The sequence below is a fragment of the Hymenobacter montanus genome, assembly GCF_014699115.1.
Lineage (GTDB): Bacteria > Bacteroidota > Bacteroidia > Cytophagales > Hymenobacteraceae > Hymenobacter > Hymenobacter montanus.
Genome location: NZ_JACXAD010000013.1, coordinates 114,557 through 131,630 on the forward strand (window position 1 = coordinate 114,557; position 17,074 = coordinate 131,630).

General features: G+C 54.7%; 16 protein-coding genes. 7 read left to right on the forward strand and 9 right to left on the reverse strand.

Annotated elements, in window-relative coordinates; translation table 11 throughout:
• Positions 1-91: 91 nt before the first annotated feature.
• Positions 92-1,489, reverse strand: a complete 1,398-nt coding sequence (gene glmM, locus IC235_RS12970; RefSeq protein ID WP_191005608.1) for a phosphoglucosamine mutase — start codon at positions 1,487-1,489, stop codon at positions 92-94.
• A 72-nt stretch (positions 1,490-1,561) separates the two neighbouring features.
• Between glmM and mazG the strand changes: the two genes are divergently transcribed.
• Positions 1,562-2,419 (forward strand): nucleoside triphosphate pyrophosphohydrolase, encoded by an 858-nt coding sequence (mazG, locus tag IC235_RS12975; protein WP_191005609.1) that lies wholly within the window; start codon positions 1,562-1,564, stop codon positions 2,417-2,419.
• Here mazG and IC235_RS12980 read toward each other — a convergent pair.
• Positions 2,398-2,652, reverse strand: coding sequence for a hypothetical protein (locus IC235_RS12980; RefSeq protein ID WP_191005610.1), 255 nt, complete (start codon positions 2,650-2,652; stop codon positions 2,398-2,400). The genes mazG and IC235_RS12980 overlap by 22 nt on opposite strands.
• 42 nt (positions 2,653-2,694) lie before the next feature.
• On the opposite strand from IC235_RS12980, the gene IC235_RS12985 reads away from it, so the two are divergent.
• From IC235_RS12985 to IC235_RS13010, 6 genes are all read left to right on the forward strand, one after another.
• The gene (locus IC235_RS12985) at positions 2,695-3,576 is read left to right on the forward strand and encodes a MotA/TolQ/ExbB proton channel family protein (protein ID WP_394355268.1); all 882 of its coding nucleotides are present in this window, start codon (positions 2,695-2,697) and stop codon (positions 3,574-3,576) included.
• Positions 3,577-3,720: 144 nt separating this feature from the next.
• Positions 3,721-4,353, forward strand: coding sequence for an ExbD/TolR family protein (locus tag IC235_RS12990; protein ID WP_191005611.1), 633 nt, complete (start codon positions 3,721-3,723; stop codon positions 4,351-4,353).
• A gap of 57 nt (positions 4,354-4,410) precedes the next feature.
• Entirely contained in the window at positions 4,411-4,947 is a 537-nt protein-coding gene (locus tag IC235_RS12995; protein ID WP_191005612.1) for an ExbD/TolR family protein, read from the forward strand.
• Entirely contained in the window at positions 4,944-5,771 is an 828-nt protein-coding gene (locus tag IC235_RS13000) for an energy transducer TonB (protein ID WP_223847271.1), read from the forward strand. Before IC235_RS12995 ends, IC235_RS13000 begins: the two co-directional genes overlap by 4 nt.
• A gap of 616 nt (positions 5,772-6,387) precedes the next feature.
• Positions 6,388-7,383 (forward strand): PstS family phosphate ABC transporter substrate-binding protein, encoded by a 996-nt coding sequence (locus tag IC235_RS13005; protein WP_191005613.1) that lies wholly within the window; start codon positions 6,388-6,390, stop codon positions 7,381-7,383.
• Positions 7,384-7,439: 56 nt separating this feature from the next.
• The gene (locus IC235_RS13010; RefSeq protein WP_191005614.1) at positions 7,440-9,071 is read left to right on the forward strand and encodes a tetratricopeptide repeat protein; all 1,632 of its coding nucleotides are present in this window, start codon (positions 7,440-7,442) and stop codon (positions 9,069-9,071) included.
• Positions 9,072-9,290: 219 nt separating this feature from the next.
• On the opposite strand, the gene IC235_RS13015 is transcribed toward IC235_RS13010, so the two are convergent.
• From IC235_RS13015 to IC235_RS13045, 7 genes are all read right to left on the reverse strand, one after another.
• Positions 9,291-10,343: an RluA family pseudouridine synthase gene (locus IC235_RS13015; RefSeq protein WP_191005615.1), complete on the reverse strand. Its 1,053-nt coding sequence runs from the start codon at positions 10,341-10,343 to the stop codon at positions 9,291-9,293.
• A 75-nt stretch (positions 10,344-10,418) separates the two neighbouring features.
• A complete protein-coding gene (locus tag IC235_RS13020) occupies positions 10,419-11,042 on the reverse strand; it encodes an OmpH family outer membrane protein (RefSeq protein WP_317173574.1) in 624 nt (207 codons plus the stop codon).
• A gap of 49 nt (positions 11,043-11,091) precedes the next feature.
• A complete protein-coding gene (locus IC235_RS13025; protein ID WP_191005617.1) occupies positions 11,092-11,793 on the reverse strand; it encodes an OmpH family outer membrane protein in 702 nt (233 codons plus the stop codon).
• Positions 11,794-11,830: 37 nt separating this feature from the next.
• Positions 11,831-14,323: an outer membrane protein assembly factor BamA gene (gene bamA / locus IC235_RS13030; protein ID WP_317173575.1), complete on the reverse strand. Its 2,493-nt coding sequence runs from the start codon at positions 14,321-14,323 to the stop codon at positions 11,831-11,833.
• A gap of 42 nt (positions 14,324-14,365) precedes the next feature.
• A complete protein-coding gene (locus IC235_RS13035) occupies positions 14,366-15,112 on the reverse strand; it encodes an isoprenyl transferase (RefSeq protein WP_191005619.1) in 747 nt (248 codons plus the stop codon).
• A gap of 132 nt (positions 15,113-15,244) precedes the next feature.
• Entirely contained in the window at positions 15,245-15,976 is a 732-nt protein-coding gene (porG, locus tag IC235_RS13040) for a type IX secretion system protein PorG (protein WP_191005620.1), read from the reverse strand.
• A 74-nt stretch (positions 15,977-16,050) separates the two neighbouring features.
• Positions 16,051-16,965, reverse strand: coding sequence for a DUF6089 family protein (locus IC235_RS13045; protein WP_191005621.1), 915 nt, complete (start codon positions 16,963-16,965; stop codon positions 16,051-16,053).
• Positions 16,966-17,074: the final 109 nt, after the last annotated feature.

Sequence of the window (17,074 nt, forward strand, 5' to 3'; positions counted from 1 at the left end):
CTTGGGGCTTGGGGCTTGGGGCTTGGGGCTTGGGGCTTGGGGCTTGGTTGCGAAAGCGCTCGAAGACCATGCACCAACAACCAAGCACCAATTATGCTTTTACGGCTATTATTTCCTTAATATCGCCAATAATTTTCTGAGCCAGGTAGTCGGCCGTCGCGTTGGAATCGGACTCGGCGTAGATGCGAATAATCGGCTCGGTGTTGGACTTGCGCAGGTGCACCCACTCCTTGTCGAACTCAATCTTTACCCCATCAATGGTATTCACCGGCTGCTTGGCGTAGCGCTTCTGCATTTGCACCAGCACGTTATCGGTGTCAATGTCGGGAGTTAGCTCTATTTTATTCTTGGAAATAAAATAGCTGGGGTACGAGTTGCGCAAGCGGCTCATGGTTAATCCTGACTTGGCTAAATGCGTCAGAAACAGCGCGATGCCGACCAGAGCATCGCGGCCGTAGTGCAACTCGGGATAAATAATGCCCCCGTTGCCCTCGCCCCCAATCACGGCGTTGGTTTCTTTCATTTTGGTCACCACGTTCACCTCGCCCACGGCGGCGGCAGCGTATTGCCCACCGGCTTTCTCGGTTACATCGCGTAAGGCGCGGGTGCTGCTCAGGTTGCTCACGGTGTTGCCCCCCCCCAACTGCTTGAGCACGTAGTCGGCCACGGTCACCAGCGTATATTCTTCGCCAAACATCTGGCCATTCTCGCTCACCAGGGCCAGACGGTCCACGTCGGGGTCCACCACGATGCCCAGATCGAAGCCGCCCTTTTCCAGCACCCTGGCAATGTCGCGCAAGTGTTCAGGCAAGGGTTCGGGGTTGTGGGCGAAGTCGCCGGTGGGCTCGCAGTGCAGCTTCTCCACCGTGGTTACGCCCAGGGCTTCCAGCAGCAGCGGTACGGCAATGCCGCCCGACGAGTTCACGGCATCCACCACCACCCGGAAATTTCGGGCCCGAATGGCTTCCACGTCGACCAACGGCAGAGCCAGAATGGCTTTGATGTGCTTCTTGAGGAAGGTAGCATCGGTGGTATATTCCCCCAGCTTGGTAACGGACGCGAACTCAAAGCTTTCGCTTTCGGCCGAAGCCAGCACCTGCTGCCCATCAGCTTCAGAGATGAATTCGCCCTGGGCGTTGAGCAGCTTCAGCGCATTCCACTGCTTGGGGTTGTGCGAAGCCGTGAGGATGATGCCGCCCGCCGCTTTTTTGGCGGGAACCGCCATCTCTACCGTAGGGGTGGTGCTCAAGCCCAGGTCACAGACGTCGAGGCCCAACCCCTGAAGCGTGGCGGCCACCAGGCGGCTGACCATTTCGCCCGAAATACGAGCATCCCGTCCGATGATGATCAGCTTACTTTCGGAGGCCTGGGTTTTCACCCACGTGCCATACGCGGCAGCATATTTCACTACATCGAGTGGCGTCAGGCCTTGCCCAACCGGCCCACCGATAGTGCCACGAATGCCGGAAATTGATTTTATGAGAGTCACGGAGTCGTTTTTGAAAGCCCAAAATTAGGTACTGGCAACCGGTTAGCGACGTGGGCATCTATCTTTGAAACAATGGAAAACCCTGCTCCTACTTCTAGTACCCTGCTTACCAGCGCTCGTCGGCCGGCGCAACTGGCGGCCTTTGGCCGGCTACTCGATGTTTTAGACCGTCTGCGTACCGAATGCCCTTGGGATAAAAAACAAACCCTGCAAACGTTGCGCCACCTTACCATCGAGGAAACCTACGAAATCAGCGACGCCATCCTGCGCGACGACTTGCCAGACCTGAAAAAAGAGTTGGGCGACGTCATGCTGCACCTAGTCTTCTACGCCCGCATTGCCGCGGAGCAGGGCGCGTTCGACATTGCGGATGTGCTGAATGCCCAGTGCGAGAAGCTCATCTACCGCCATCCCCACATCTACGGCGATGCGCAGGCCGACAATGAAGACGCCGTTAAGCGCAACTGGGAGCAGCTTAAGCTACAGGAAAAGGGTACTGCTACCGGCGTACTGAGCGGCGTACCCACTTCGCTACCCGCCTTGGTAAAAGCCATGCGCATCCAGGAAAAAGCCCGCGGCGCCGGCTTCGATTGGGAGCACCCCGAGCAAGTTTGGGAAAAGGTAACAGAAGAATTAACAGAGTTTGGCGACGAGTACCGCCACGGCCGGCCCGAGCAGATGAACGTAGAGCGGGCCGCTGAAGAGTTTGGTGATTTGCTGTTTTCTTTGGTCAACTTCGCCCGCTTCGCCGGCATTAACCCCGAAGAAGCGTTGGAACGAACTAACCGCAAGTTTATCAGCCGCTTCCAGTACCTCGAAAGCGCTGCCGCCAGCCACGGGCAGCGCCTCGCCGACCTCACGCTGGCGCAGATGGATGTGTACTGGAACCAAGCAAAACAGCTCCCTGCTCAACCTAAAGAAGGGAAGTAGCGTTGTTCCAATTCTGCGGCCGCTCTTACTGCCTTTCTAATGGCTTTGCCTAAGTTTTCTTTGGTCGGGCCATGCTTTTTGGTTAGGTTTGCCCGGCTAAGGGTTGCTTGAACTTCGCCAAGTGCCTTCTCAAAGTCTTTCATCAAAGCTTTAAGTTTGGCATGGAATAACTCGTTGTTCCTTTGTTGCGCGGTGCTTTCTACCTCAACTTTTTGCTTTTCCTTTACCCACACAATTCAACTACTTCACTTAACAACCCCAAACACTCCGGAACAATGGAACAGAAAAATGCCATGAATACGAGCCCCCGGCCCGCCGCAACGGCCGCCAAAGCCGACGCCCAAAGCAGTGGTGGAGCCTCGCTGTTCTCCGTCCTGGTTATTATCCTAGCCTTCATCCTCAGCGTTGTTGTATATAAATTCGTGCTGGGCGACGCTAGCCACTTTCAGGGTGGTAACAATGAAAACAATCCCAATCCTGGCGATTACCTCGGGGTGGTATTCAAAGGCGGCTTCATTGTACCCGTCCTGATGACCATGCTGCTCTGCGTTATCACCTTCTCCATCGAGCGGATGCTGACCATCAGCAAGGCCAAGGGTTCCAGAAGCATTGAGGCTTTTGTACGCACCATCCGGCAAAAGCTCAATACCAACGACATCACGGGCGCCCTTGCTGCCTGCGACCAGCAGAAAGGCTCGGTAGCCAACGTGGTGAAAGCTGGCTTGCTGAAGTACAACGAAATGGGCCGTGATCGCTCCATGCCCACCGACCAGCGGGTGTTGGCCATTCAGAAGGAAATCGAAGAAAGCACTGCCCTCGAGCTGCCCATGCTCGAGAAAAACCTGGTTATCATTTCCACGCTGGCCTCTATCGCTACCCTGGTTGGTCTGCTGGGTACGGTATTCGGGATGATCCGCGCTTTCGCCGCTCTGGCACAAGCTGGTACCCCCGACGCCGTCGCGCTGGCCAATGGTATTTCGGAGGCACTGATTAACACGGCCCTGGGTATCGGAACCTCGGCCCTGGCCATTGTAGCGTATAACTACTTCACCAGCAAAATTGATGAACTGACCTACAGCATCGACGAAGCCGGCTTCAGCATCATCCAGACCTTCGCTTCTCAGCACGGCAACAGCACGGCTGCTCAGACGGCCTAGCTGCTTGGTTGCCAGTGGTAGGGAAGCAGAATAATTGCTTCCTGAGCATTCCTGGCGACAAACAGTAAGCTTTTCTGAGTGCACTAAAACGCGGGGCGATTCGTTCTCCGGAGTGAGTCGTCCCCTTTTTAACCCCACCTCGCAATGCCTAAAGTAAAACCGCACCGTACCTCGCCGTCGCTCGACATGACGCCGATGGTGGACCTGGCTTTCTTGCTGGTGACGTTCTTTATGCTCACCACCAAGTTCGCCCCTGAGGAGTCTGTGGTGGTCGACACGCCGTCCTCCATCTCGGAGCTGAAATTGCCCGAAAACAACGTTATTACGCTGACCGTCGACAAAAAGAAGCGGGTCTTTTTCGGCGTAGACGCTAAGCAGACCAAGATTCAAGCGCTGCAGCGGGTCGGCGCCAAGTATGGCGTAACCTTCACTACCGCCCAAGCTAAAGAGTTCGGCGATTTGCCCAACTTTGGGCTGCCCATCAGCCAGCTCGGCTCCTACCTCAACATGAGCAAGGAAGATCGCAAGCAGGTAAATGACCAACAGCCCGGTGTTCCGCTCGATTCACTTAACAATCAACTCGTTGATTGGGTCTTGGAATCGCGCCGGGCCAACCAGGCCATTTTCCACAAGCCTACCTATATCGCCATCAAGGGCGATGGCGAGGCGGATGTACCGACCGTACAACAAGTGATTAAAGTCCTTCAGGAGAAGGATATCAATCGCTTCAACCTCATTACGGACATGGAAAATAAGCCGGTAGCCGCCGCTCGCTAACCCCGAGCCCCTGCTACGAATGGCTTATTCATCCGTTTATTCCCTTATTTAAGTACCATGGCAGAGATTCAACAAAAAGCCGATTCCGGTGGTAAAGGTGGAAAAAAGCGGGCCAAAAAGATGTCGACCAAAATCGACATGACTCCAATGGTGGACCTGGCCTTTTTGCTGCTCACCTTTTTTATGCTGACGACCACCTTCGCCAAGCCCAACGTGATGCAGCTCACGATGCCGGTGAAGAAAACCAACGATGTGGAGGATACTAAGATCAAGGCTTCGCAAGCCATGACCATCCTGCTGGGCAAGGACAATAAGGCATATTATTACTTTGGCCTCAATACACCGAACGACAAAACCGTGCCGAAGCCCGAGATGAAGGTGACGAACTTTTCGGCCAATGGCATCCGGCAGATCATCCTGACTCGCCAACGCCAGCAGCCCGAACCCATCATCCTCATCAAGCCAACCGATGATGCCAAGTATAAAAACATGGTCGACATTCTGGACGAGATGAACATCACTAACCAGAAGAAATACGCGTTGGTGAAGGCTCCCAAAGAAGACCTGGACCTTATTAAAGAATCAGCCCTATGATGGATAACGCGCAAATTGCCAGGGCCAGCCTAAACGACATCGTTTTTGAAGGCCGCAACAAGGCATACGGGGCCTACGTGCTGCGCCGCCTGTACCAGCGCCACGTTACAAGGGCCCTGATTATAGCTACGGCGATATTCTCGTTGCTGGTGTTTTTTCCGCTCATCGCCCAGTATCTGAAAGATAAGCTGCCGAAGGAGCCCAAAAAGAACCTGCAGGAGAACGTCCTGATGGATGCGCCCCCGCTGGACGACACCAAGCCCCCACCCCCGCCCCCGCCCCCCGAGGCGCCCCCGCCCCCACCCCCCAAGCTCACCACCATCAAATTCACCCCTCCGGTAGTGAAAAAGGATGAAGAGGTGAAAAAGGAGGAAGTTCCAGATCAGGAGGAGCTGAAAGATAAAGCCGTATCTACCGTGACCGTTAAAGGCAACACGGACGCTCCGGACTTGAGCGAGCTCTCCGGCACGGGCGACAAAGTGGTGGAAGAAGTAGTAGAGAATAAAGTCTACACCTACGTGGAACAGATGCCCCAACTGCCGGGTGGCGGGGGCAATGCCGCCATCGTAGCAGCCATCCAAAAAGCCACTAAGTATCCTGCCCTAGCTCTGCGGAACCAAGTAGAAGGCCGCATCTTCGTCAGCTTCACGGTGGATGCCCAAGGTGACGTCTCGGATGTGAAAGTGGTAAAAGGCCTAGGCTCCGGCTTGGACGAGGAGACGATTCGGGCGGTAAAAACCCTGCCTAAGTTCATCCCAGGCAAGCAGAATGGCCGCTCCGTTAGCGTTTCGTTCACCGTGCCAATTACCTTTAAGATTCAGTAACGCATTGTCCTGACGTAAGTCAGCACTTACCCGAAACCCCGAATTGGGCCTTACTGCTCGGTTCGGGGTTTTTCGTGAGGCAGCGGTAGCAAATCTTATTGCCCGGTTACCGGGTTTGTATCCTCACCCGGTAAATCAGTTGGCTAGTATACCGCTTCACGGCCTGCAGTTCGGGCTTGTGCCACTTATTATATAAATAACGGAAATTTGTCGTTTAGAAAGGAAGCGGGCCGCGAGACGCCTGATTTTGGGCTATTTTGTGGCCTTGGCCCAGCCCACTAGCCGCTTATTTGGCCGAACCTTTGGTGGAAGTTTTATGGTTTATGGTATCTCTTTTTCGGTATTTTACTCATGCTTAACCTCCCTACAACTGAGGAACGACTTGGTAAGTCTCCTCAACGCTTAGTTCGTTACTTTGTGCTGGTCATGGCCTTGGTTTACCTTGGCCTCGGCATCTGGTTTTGGTATTCGGCCGACCAACCCTCAGTTGGCGGGCTCATCTCCTTAGGACCTACGGCCCGGCGCATCCTGGGCACGATCTTAATCCTTTACGGTCTGCTACGGTCCGGTCGGGTTTATCAGGATTACTTTCGAAAAAAATCTACTTTAGACGAACATGAGTAAGCCCATTCACCTTTTAACTACCGGCGCGGCCGTAGCACTGGCTGGTGCCATCACCTTCGTCTCCTGCAATGGTCCTGGTTCGCCCGGCGCTCAGGACACGCCTACAAGCGGCACCGTAGCAGTGAGCGTAGATGAAACCTTTGCACCTATTCTGCAAGCACAAATCGACACGTTCTCCAAGCTTTATCCCAATGCGCACGTCAAGATGAGCTTCCAGCCCGAAGAAAAGGTGATGCTGGACTTAATCAACGATAAGGTGAAGCTAGCTGTGGTTTCGCGGGAGCTGAACGCGGAAGAAAAGGCTGATTTTGTCAAGCAGAACATCGTACCACGTACTACGCGCATCGGCATTGACGGCCTGGCCATTGTGCTGAATCGAGCCAACCCCGATTCGCTGCTCACCATAACCCAACTGGCGGATATCTTCACGGGGAAGATTAGTACCTGGGGCCAGGTGAGCAACCGGAAGGCCCTGGGGGCCATCAATGTGGTTTTCGATGCGAACCACAGCAGTACTGCCCGCTTCGTGCGCGACTCCGTAACGCGCGGAGCGGCGCTGACCACACGGGTATTTGCGGCTACGTCGAACCCGGCCTTGCTCGACTATGTTGCCACCCACCCCAGTGCCATCGGTATTGTGGGAGTGAACTGGATTTCGGACCGCGACGACCCGGCTGCCATGAAGTTTGCCAATAAGGTGCGCGTAGCCAGCATCACGGCCCGGCCCAATCCCAAGCCCGATGACTACATTCAGCCCTACCAGGTGTACCTGGCCGAAAAGACTCCCGCACAGCTAGCCGAACACCCGGATTTGCAAAACTACCCGCTTCGGCGTAACCTTTACATTATTAGCCGGGAAGCGCGGGCGGGCTTAGGCACGGGGTTTGCCTCGTTTGTGGCGGGGAAGAACGGGCAGTTAATATTTCAAAAATCGGGTCTACTCCCCGCCCAAATGCAGGCCCGCATCGTGACGACCCCTAAACTGTAAGCGTACTTCACCCGTACCCATTTTCAATTTCGCTTTTATCATCTTTTTTCTTTATTATGAGTTTCAAGCCCTGGAAACAGCCGCTGCTCGCTGCATTTGCACTGGTGGCGGGCACTACGGCAGCCACCGCCCAAAGCATCCAAACTGCTCAGCGCTCGATCGAAGTGGGCCGTTTCAACGACGCCCGGGCCATGTTGCGCAACAACTCCGCCCCCGAGGCCGCTTTCGAGCTTGGTCGCGTTTATCAGCTGCGCAACCTCCCGGATTCGTCTGCTTTCTTCTTTAATAAGGCCAGTGGCACTACTCCTTTCGGCCAAGTAGCGGCCGGACGCGCTTTGCTGGTCAAAGGCCAAGTGGCACCCGCTGAGTCGCTGTTTGAAGCAGCAATCAAAGCCACCAAGAGCAAAGACCCCAAAATACTGACGATGATTGCGCAGGCCTATGCGGAGTCGGACCTCAAGGATATCACCAAGGCGCAGGAGTATCTGACGGCGGCGCAAGCTGCCAACAAAGGCAAGGTCGACCCCGCTATGATGATAGTTCGGGGTGATGTTTTCCTCCATTCGAGCCAGGGTGGCGGCGAGGCCATGAATAGCTACGATCAAGCCATTGCCGCTAATCCTAGCTTCGCGCAAGCTTATTACAAGAAAGGCCAGCTGAACGTGCGTTCGCGCAATTTTAATGCCGCTCGCGAAAGCTTGAACAAAGCAGTAGAGCTTGACCCGAGCTACGCACCCGCGTACCGGGAGCTGGCCGATATGTATTACTATGCGGGTCAGTACGACTTGGCGCTGAGCAGCTTCCAGAAATACATCAACTTGGCAGAGAAATCGCCAGCCACCGATGCGCAGTACGCTTCGTTTCTGTATCTGACCAAGAAGTACCCCGAAGCGTTAGCCGAGGTGAATAAGGTGCTCCAAGTCGAACCCAACAACCTGACGATGAATCGCCTGCGCCCGTATCTACTATACGAAACCGGTGATTACGCTGGTGCGGCCGCGGCCCTGGAAACGTACATGAAAGTTGCGCCGCCCGAGAAGATTATTTCGGAGGACTTGGCCTATAAGTATAAAATCATGAGCAAGAGCGGTAAAGGCAGCGATGCCATCGCCGGGATAAATCAGCTCATCAAGCAAGATCCTTCCAAAGCTTGCGATTTTCAGGACGACTTAGCGTCTATCTACGCCAACCAGAAGAATTACAAGGGAGTGGCCAGCGTGTATCGGTATAAGCTGAACAACTGCAAAGGAGACCTCACCGACCAGTTCCGGCTGGCTGTTGCGCTGACCGGCGACAAGCAGTACACCCGCGCCGACAGCGTGTACAACATCATTCTCACGGCTAAACCCACGTACGCTCCCGGCTACCTAGCCCGTGCTAAGGTGAACTCCCTCATCGACCCCGAGGCCAAGAAAGGGCTGGCTAAGCCGTACTATGAGAAGTACATCGAGCTATCCAAGGCCGAGGGCGCCGACCCCGCTAAGTTTAAGGAAGGCGTCGTGGAAGCCAATGGCTACCTCGGAGTTTATAACTTCCAGAAAGGCGACAAAGCTGCTGCCTTAAGCTACTTTGAGCAAGTGCTAGCCATGGACCCGGAGAACAAGGGCGCCGAAAACAACATCAAGATTCTAAAGGCAAAGCCAAAGGCAACAGCCCCTGCGTCTAAAGCTCCCGCAAAGAAAAAGTAGCCTTCAAAGGATTGAAAAAGCCCCAGCAGATTAATGCTGGGGCTTTTTTATTTTTGTTAGAATAGCTTCTGAGCCCGGCTACTGGCCCCGGACGTACTCTCACGGCTCCTGCGGAACTGTACCTAAAGAGATAGGTCCCGCTTCGCGCGTGACGCGAAGCCGGCGGAGAGGTAGCCAGGCGCTGGGATACGAAATGGTAGCCGGCCATAGTTACCGGATTTATCCAGCCCAGGCCCGCCACTTATTCAAAAGAGTAGCGAAGTCTTCGGGTAATTCTGCTTCAAAAAATAGTTGTTCGCCCGAGGTAGGATGCACAAATCCCAGGGAACGGGCGTGTAAAGCTTGCCGGGGCATGAGCTGCAAGGCACCTTCCACAAAGCTGCGGTAAGCGCCCGTATTCTGGCCTACCCGAATGCGGTCGCCCCCGTACGTTGCATCGGCGAAGAGTGGGTGGCCAATGTATTGCATGTGGGCCCGAATTTGGTGAGTACGACCGGTCTCAAGCACGCAGCGAACCAGGGTTACCGGCCCGAAGCTTTCCAGCACTTCGTAATGGGTTACGGCCGGCTTGCCTTGCTCCCCACCAGGGTATACGGCCTGCACCTTGCGGTCGCGCAGACTGCGGCCAATATTGCCGCTGATAGTACCCTGGGGGCCCGGGGGAGTGCCCCATACCAATGCCAGGTAGCTACGTGCGATGGTGTGATGAAAGAACTGCAACGACAGATGCGTCATGGCGAATTCCGTTTTGCCAATTACCAGCAGGCCGGAGGTGTCCTTATCAATCCGGTGGACCAAGCCGGGGCGTATTTCCCCGTTGCGGCCAGTGGGCAGATTGGCCAGGTGATAAGCCAAGCCATTCACCAACGTTCCCTGCCAGTGGCCATGCGCCGGGTGCACCACCAAGCCAGCAGGCTTGTTCACGATGAGCAGCTCGGGGTCTTCATACCGGATGTCCAGCGGCATCTGCTCGGGTAGCACTTTGCCCTCGCGTGGTGGCTCGGGCAGGGTGACGGTAATGGTATCGTGCGGCTTAACCCGGTAGTTGGGTTTCACCGGGGTGCTATTTACCTCTACGGCCAAGGCTCGAATAGCTTCTTGTACTTTGTTGCGCGAAGTATTGCGCAGCCTGCCGTGCAAAAATTTATCGATGCGCAGCATTTCCTGGCCCCGATCCACCACGATGCGATGGTGTTCGTAAAGCTCGTCTCCTTCACCGTCCTCATCGGGCTCGTTGTCAATCAGATCTTCATCTCGTGGGTTACCACTCATTGTCTAAAGCTTTACTGCATGAAAAAAGCCGAAGCAAACGCTCCGGCTTTTCCGATTTGCAGCGGCGGGCGCCGCTTATTTTTTGGACTTGGGTTTGCTGGCAGCCGGAGCAGGGGGAGTCGAGGCCGGAGTGGTCGGCCCGGATTTGATCGGAGCCACGGCCCCGGGCGTAATACCCATCTTCCGCAGTACCATGTCGGAAATGTCACCATCCTTGGGAGCGTGCAAGAGCAAAGGGCTGCCACCGCCGTCGGAGTTGAACACGTAAGTGAAGCCGTTTTCATTGGCCACCAAGTCGATATTCTTTTGGAGCTTGTCCAAGGCTGGCTTCAGCAGAGTTTGCTGTTTTTGCTGTAACGACTGTTCGGCGCTACGCTGAAACTCCTGAATGGATTGCTGCATGCCTTGCATTTCTTTCTGCTTGTCAGCCTTCACAAGGTCGGTCATCGTAGCTTCACCTTGCTGATAAGCCTTGTATTTGGCTTCCAGCTCAGCGGTTTTGCTTTTCAGCTGGCTTTCCAGCTGGGAATTGTAGGCTTTCAGGTCCGACTCTATTTGCTTGCTTTCGGGCATCTGGGCTAACACGTACTGCACATCCGTATAGCCAATTTTCAAGGGGGCCTGGGCGTGCGCGGAAGTGGCGGCCAGGGTTCCGGCGGTCAGCAGAGCGGCGGCGAGCGTCAGACGAAAGGTTTTCACGAGATTCATCAAAAAGGAAAAGGTCAGAAAAATGTTAGAACAAAGATAGTTACTTCCGGCTCTTCTTGGGAGCGCCCGAAGGCTTCGACGGTTTAGATGAGCGCTTAGCCGGGACCGAGCCATCCGCTGGCTCGGGAGCCCCCGAGTCGGACTCAAAACCGGAATCAGTCGGCGTTTTGGGCGGGGTTACGGTCTTCACGGCACCTCTGGGCCCGGGCTGGTTGCGGTCTTCAGCGCCTAAACCCAATTCTTCCAGCACAAATTCCGTGTAATCGTGCGCGGGGTTGGTATAGAGCATCGTTAAGTCGCCCGACTTATCGAATAATACCGCTAATTGCTTCTTCTTAGCCACTTTCTCCACGGCTTCGAATACCTTATCCTGAACGGGCTTGTTCAGTTCCTGGCGCTTCTTGAAGAGCTGGCCTTCGTAACCGAACTGCTTGTTTTGGTAGGTTTTAATTTCCTGCTCTTTTTGCAGGATCTCGTCTTGCCGCTTCTTTTTCATGGGCTCGGTTAGCACCACCTCTTCGGCCGAATAGTTATGATACAGTTTATCGAGGTCCTTTTTCTGGGCTTCGATTTCCTTCTGCCAGGTATCCGCCAAGGCATTCAACTCGAGCTGCGCTTTGGCATATTCAGGCATTTTTGCCATGATAAACTCCGTATCAACCCAGCCAAATTTTTGAGCCTGAGCACCAGGTCCCGTAATCAGCAACAATAAGGCCAGCAGCAGGCCACCGATATTCTTCATATGTGGTGAACGTGAAATGTCGTTTGCTAGTGCCTCGCTAACGAATTTGCTGGCCGATGATGAAGTGAAAGTGGTTGGGGTCCTGCCTCGTGCCCACTGGCGTACCCACCGGTGGGACAACGGAGTCGAAGCCGTGACCAAAGTCGAAGCCTAGCAAACCAAATGCCGACATGAAGATGCGAGCTCCGACCCCAGCCGAGCGATACAGCTTATACGGGTTGTAGGTTTTGTAGGAGCCGTAGGCGTTGCCCGCTTCGGCAAAAGCCAGCACGTACACCGTGGCCGCGGGGTTGAGGCTTACGGGATAGCGCATTTCCAGCACGTACTTGTTGAAGGCAATGCCACCTGCCTGTCCGTTTTGGGCAGTAGGAATAGCAAAACCACTGTTCGGGTCGTCGTAGCCCCGCAAGCCGACATAGTCGGTGCCCACCAGGAAGCTGCCGCCACCATTGTTACCCAAGCCGGCTCCGCCCATCTTAAACCGCTCGAAAGGCCCTATTTCACGGTCGGAGTTATAGTTGCCCAGGTAACCAAAGTGAGCCCGGGTGTTTAGCACCAGCTTACCTACGATGGGCGTAAACCACGATGCGTCGAACATCCATTTGTGAAATTCTATCCATTGGTTGTTGTCGGGGTGGTCCGGGTTAATCAGCGAGTAAGGCGGGGTCAGGCTCAGGCTCAGGCTCAGCGATGAGCCCCGCCGGGTATAAGTGGGATTATCAATGCTATTACGCGCCAGCGTAGTGTTGAGGGTAATATTGTTCGCAAAGCCGGTGGTGAAGCCCGGTAGCAGCGGGTAATTCTGCGTCTGGTATCGGCTAATGGAAAGCGAGTTGCTGAGCGTAAAGTAGTCGTCCGGCACCCGCAGTTGCCGGCCCAAGCCAACCGAAGCACTATTGACCTTAATAAATTGATCAGAGGAGGCGTCGAGGGCTGCCCCGGTCCGCTGAATGCTATGGTTCAAGCTGAAAGAGAAGGAGTTCGGCCGCCGGCCGCCTAACCAGGGCTCGGTGAACGACAGCGAATACGCCTGGTATTGCACGCCGTTGGCCTGGACGTTGAGCGCCAAGCGCTGGCCGTCGCCGGAGGGCACTGGCGTCCAGTTCCGCAACGTACCAGCCTTGCGCAGGGAGAAGTTGTTGAATACCAGGCCTACCGTGCCGATAAAGCCCGCGTACCCCCCCCACCCGCCGGAGAGCGTCACTTGGTCGGAAGGTTTTTCGACCACGGTATAATTGATGTCCACGGTACCGTCCACGGGATTCGGCACGGGGTTGATGCCAATCTTTTCAGGGTCAAAATAGCCCAGGGTAGCAATTTCCCGTTGCGAGCGAATGAGCAGCTCCCGATTAAACTTGTCGCCGGGAAGCGTGCGCAGGGTGCGGCGCAGTACGTGGTCGCTGGTTTTGGTATTGCCGGCAATATTGATTTCCTTGATGTGGGCCTGAACGCCCTCGCTCAGCCGCATCTCAATGTCGATGGAATCGCCTTCAACCTTGGTTTCTACCGGGTCGATTGTAAAGAACAGGTAGCCATCGTTCAAGTAGAGCGAAGAAATGTCCTGCCCCGTGGGGTTGTAGTTCAGCCGCTTATCCAGCACTTCCTTGCTATACGGGCTACCCGGCTTGATGCCCAGAATGTTGGTCAGCGTTTTGTCGTCGTACAGGTAGTTGCCGCTCCAGGTAATGTGGCGGAAGTAGTACTTCGGCCCCTCGTCCACCCGGATGCGTAAAGCCAGTCCCTTATCGTCGCGCATGAGCGTATCCGACACGATGGTCGCATCGCGGTAGCCTTCCGCGTTGTAGAACTCGAGAAGTTTCTTCTTGTCTTCTTCGTATTCGCTCCGCTGGAATTTACCAGCCGTGAGGAACTTATAAGGCTTGCGCTCCTTCGTTTTTTTCAATTTGCCTTTCAGCTTGCGGCTCGAGAAAGCCTTATTGCCCTCAAAAGCAATATCATGAATGCGGATCTTCGACCCCTTTTCTACGTCGATGCGTAACGCCACACTGTTGGCTAGTGCCGAATCGGCTACCTGCACGATGTTCACTTTGGCATCGAGGTAGCCTTTATTGACAAAAAACTTCCGCACCTGCGTCCGGGTGTTGTTCAGCAGCGCATCGGTAACCACCTTACCGCGGATGAGCGTGATTTTCTTGGTCAAGTCTTCCGTCTGCCCTTTCTTGATCCCGGTGAAAGTAAACTTCGACAAGCGGGGGCGCTCCTTGAGGTTGTAATCCAGGAAGATCCGGTTGCCCTCAATGCGGGAGATGGTTACGCTTACGTCGCCCAAAATACCTTGGGCCCAGAGCTTACGAATGGACTTACCGATTTCTTCACCCGGAACATTAATGGCGTCGCCCACCCGCAGGCCCGTCAGGCCAATGAGGGTGTTGGGGTCAAGGTAGCGGGCGCCGCTTACCGTGATGCCCCCCAGCTCATACTTTTTAGGTTCCTCAGAATCGGCCGAAGCCCTTCGCTGCGCCAGCGCGGGTTGGGCCAGCAAGCCCCCCAGCATGGCTAAAGTCAGCACACACTTTACAAAAAAACTACGCACAATGCTCATTACAAGAAGTTAAGATACCGCGATTTGCTCGCTGGTTTTGCCAAATCGCCGCTCCCGGCCCTGGTAGGCCAGAATAGCCTCCCGAAAATGCTGCTTTCGAAAATCCGGCCACAGCACGTCGGTGATATATAGCTCGGTGTAAGCTAATTGCCAAAGTAAAAAGTTGCTAATCCGCTGCTCCCCACTAGTGCGAATAAGCAGTTCCGGGTCAGGCATATTGGCCGTAACCAGGTAGCGGGCCACCACCGCTTCGGTCACGTCGGTGGGCTGAAGCTGGCCGCTGGCCACATCCACTGCCATTCTTTTGGCGGCCTGGGTTAGGTCCCAGCGCCCGCTGTAGCTTAAGGCCAGTACCAACGTCATGCGGTTGCCTGCCTTGGTCAGCTCCATGGCCTCAGCTAGCTCGCGCTGGCAGTTGGCGGGCAGCGTACTGATATCGCCAATGGCCTCCAGGCGAATGCTGTTTTTAAGCAGGGTAGCCGTTTCCTGCCGGATGGTATGCACCAGCAACTGCATCAAGGCCATCACTTCCAAGGCTGGCCGGTTCCAGTTCTCCGTTGAGAAAGCGTATAACGTCAAGTAGCGAACGCCCAGTTCGGCCGCTTCCTCTACGGTTTCGCGCACGGCGGTAATGGCGCTTTGATGCCCGAACACGCGCAAGCCCCCCCGCTGCTTCGCCCAGCGACCATTACCGTCCATGATAACCGCCACGTGGGAAGGAATCTTATGAGTATCTATTTCGGCCTTGCCGGTCATTCTTTCGGTTTCGCTAAAAGAGCCTGCAAGTTACGGAAATGGTTGCATTTAGCCGCCGAAGCAGACTGCTATGGCCGAGCTCCGGCCTGCACTTAGGGCTTTTTTCCTAAGTACCGACACTTTAGCCAACTACTATTCCAGTAAGGCCTCGTTTTTCTTATACACCTTGGGACAAGGAATTTTGTAGAAGGTGTAGGACAGGCTTACTCCGCTGTAGTAGTACCAATCCTGGTCGTGAGGATTCACCAAAAGCTGGTCTTGCTCGGCTAAATGGTCTAACTTGTCCGTGAATGTTTTGCGCACTCCAGCTTCCAGTCCCAGGTTAATATGCTTGGAGAGGGCATACTTAATGCCTACTCCCGCTGGTACAGCCAGGCCCAGCATGGAACCCTCCTGGTTGAAGGATCCGCCTAACGATGAGTTCTTGCTTTCGGTAGTGGTATTGGCGTAAAATCCGGCTACCCCCACAAACAGATAGGGGCTGAAGTGAAGCTTGTCGGTGCGGTAGTGATAATCCAGAAAATTATACTCCAATACCGCCGAGGCTTCGAACACACTTCCTTTGGTGTTTACCTGTCGATAGCTTTGCAAGGGTGGTGTGCCACCGTTCACGCCGCGGACGTTGTCGTCGGCAGCACGCAGGAAGCCGGCCGTAAAACCACCCCGCAGGGTAACGGGCGCGGACACGTCTTTGCGGTAAAACACCGTAAGCGCCGGCCGACTATTCTTCAGCTGGTACTCGGGAGAAACCTCGCCTCGGTAGTTGGTCGCCCCAAGCCCAATGCCTATTTCGCTGGTGTCCTGCGCGTTGGCGGCAGCGCAAAAAAAAGCGCTCCCCGCTTGCAGAAGGCAAACGAGGAGCACACTCTGAGAAACTGAATTCATCATTTAACCTAATTGTCGGCGAAGGGATGGTGAGCTTAGCCAACTGCCGTGGGCTAGCGGAATTTGGGGTTCTTAATGCGAGGCGTCAGGATATAGCTCAAGGTTACCCCCGTTACAATATACCAATCAGTTTTGCCGCCCTTGTCGCCGCGAGCTTCACCTGGGTTGGTAAAACCAGGGTAGGGGGTTCCTGGGCCCTGAAGCTTTGTAATACCTCCGCCAAAATATTGCTGAACAGGAGTTGTGAGCTTAGCTGGGTCAGCAAACGTACCGCCCACGTCGTCGAGGTAGTCGGTGAACGTTTTACGCCAGCCGATTTCCAGACTAGCATCGAAGTTCCGATTGACGCGGTAGCGAACTCCTCCTCCAAAAGGAATGGCAAACTGAGTCTGGCTGTACGCCTTTGCTTGCCCCTCTGTACGCAGGTCGACCAACGGAACATAGGAACCTTCGCTTAAGCCACCAGGAGCGCCCTCTCGCACCAGCCCTTCAGGGCTGTGGTAGAAGCCCGCCACACCCGCGAACACGTAGGGCACGAAGTCGGGACGCTTAAGATAATTGTTCCGGTTTTCTATCAGGTCGAAAATCACAACAGCTGATGCCTCTATAATGTCGTTGCGGAACGCAAAATTTCGATTGTAGCGGTAGCGGGCGTCGGGGCTATTTTGGTCAGCAGCCTTTTCATCATCGCCGGAGATGCGGCCATAGGAAAGGCCTAAACGCCCGGAAACCCGGGGATAAAAACGACGGGTGTAGGAGATGCCGGCACCGGCGCGGGTAGCGCCAAACCGGAAGCTGGTAAAGTTGGTAACCGGCGTGATGTCGCCAAAATAGTTCATGGCATTCAGGCTGAATCCCACAGAGTTATATTGCTTACGCTTACTGAATTGCTGAGCATCTGCTTCAGGGGTAGCCAATAAGGCTAAACCCAGCACAAAGGCCGTAGAATAGGTGAAAATATTTTTCATATGGTAACTTAAATGAGGATACAAGTTCGGGAGTGGTAGGACAAGGCCACGGATGGGCAGATTCAGACGCGACAAAAGTAGTCGTTATTAAGAACTAAAAAAAATTTGA

Excerpts from the sequence above, each read along its gene's own strand:
- IC235_RS13015 (WP_191005615.1), bottom strand. The coding sequence starts at position 10,343 with ATGAGTGGTAACCCACGAGATGAAGATCTGATTGACAACGAGCCCGAT.
- IC235_RS12995 (WP_191005612.1), top strand. The coding sequence starts at position 4,411 with ATGGCAGAGATTCAACAAAAAGCCGATTCCGGTGGTAAAGGTGGAAAA.
- IC235_RS13010 (WP_191005614.1), top strand. The coding sequence starts at position 7,440 with ATGAGTTTCAAGCCCTGGAAACAGCCGCTGCTCGCTGCATTTGCACTG.
- IC235_RS13005 (WP_191005613.1), top strand. The coding sequence starts at position 6,388 with ATGAGTAAGCCCATTCACCTTTTAACTACCGGCGCGGCCGTAGCACTG.
- IC235_RS13000 (WP_223847271.1), top strand. The coding sequence starts at position 4,944 with ATGATGGATAACGCGCAAATTGCCAGGGCCAGCCTAAACGACATCGTT.
- IC235_RS13045 (WP_191005621.1), bottom strand. The coding sequence starts at position 16,965 with ATGAAAAATATTTTCACCTATTCTACGGCCTTTGTGCTGGGTTTAGCC.
- IC235_RS12985 (WP_394355268.1), top strand. The coding sequence starts at position 2,695 with ATGGAACAGAAAAATGCCATGAATACGAGCCCCCGGCCCGCCGCAACG.
- mazG (WP_191005609.1), top strand. The coding sequence starts at position 1,562 with ATGGAAAACCCTGCTCCTACTTCTAGTACCCTGCTTACCAGCGCTCGT.
- IC235_RS13025 (WP_191005617.1), bottom strand. The coding sequence starts at position 11,793 with ATGAAGAATATCGGTGGCCTGCTGCTGGCCTTATTGTTGCTGATTACG.
- IC235_RS12990 (WP_191005611.1), top strand. The coding sequence starts at position 3,721 with ATGCCTAAAGTAAAACCGCACCGTACCTCGCCGTCGCTCGACATGACG.
- IC235_RS13035 (WP_191005619.1), bottom strand. The coding sequence starts at position 15,112 with ATGACCGGCAAGGCCGAAATAGATACTCATAAGATTCCTTCCCACGTG.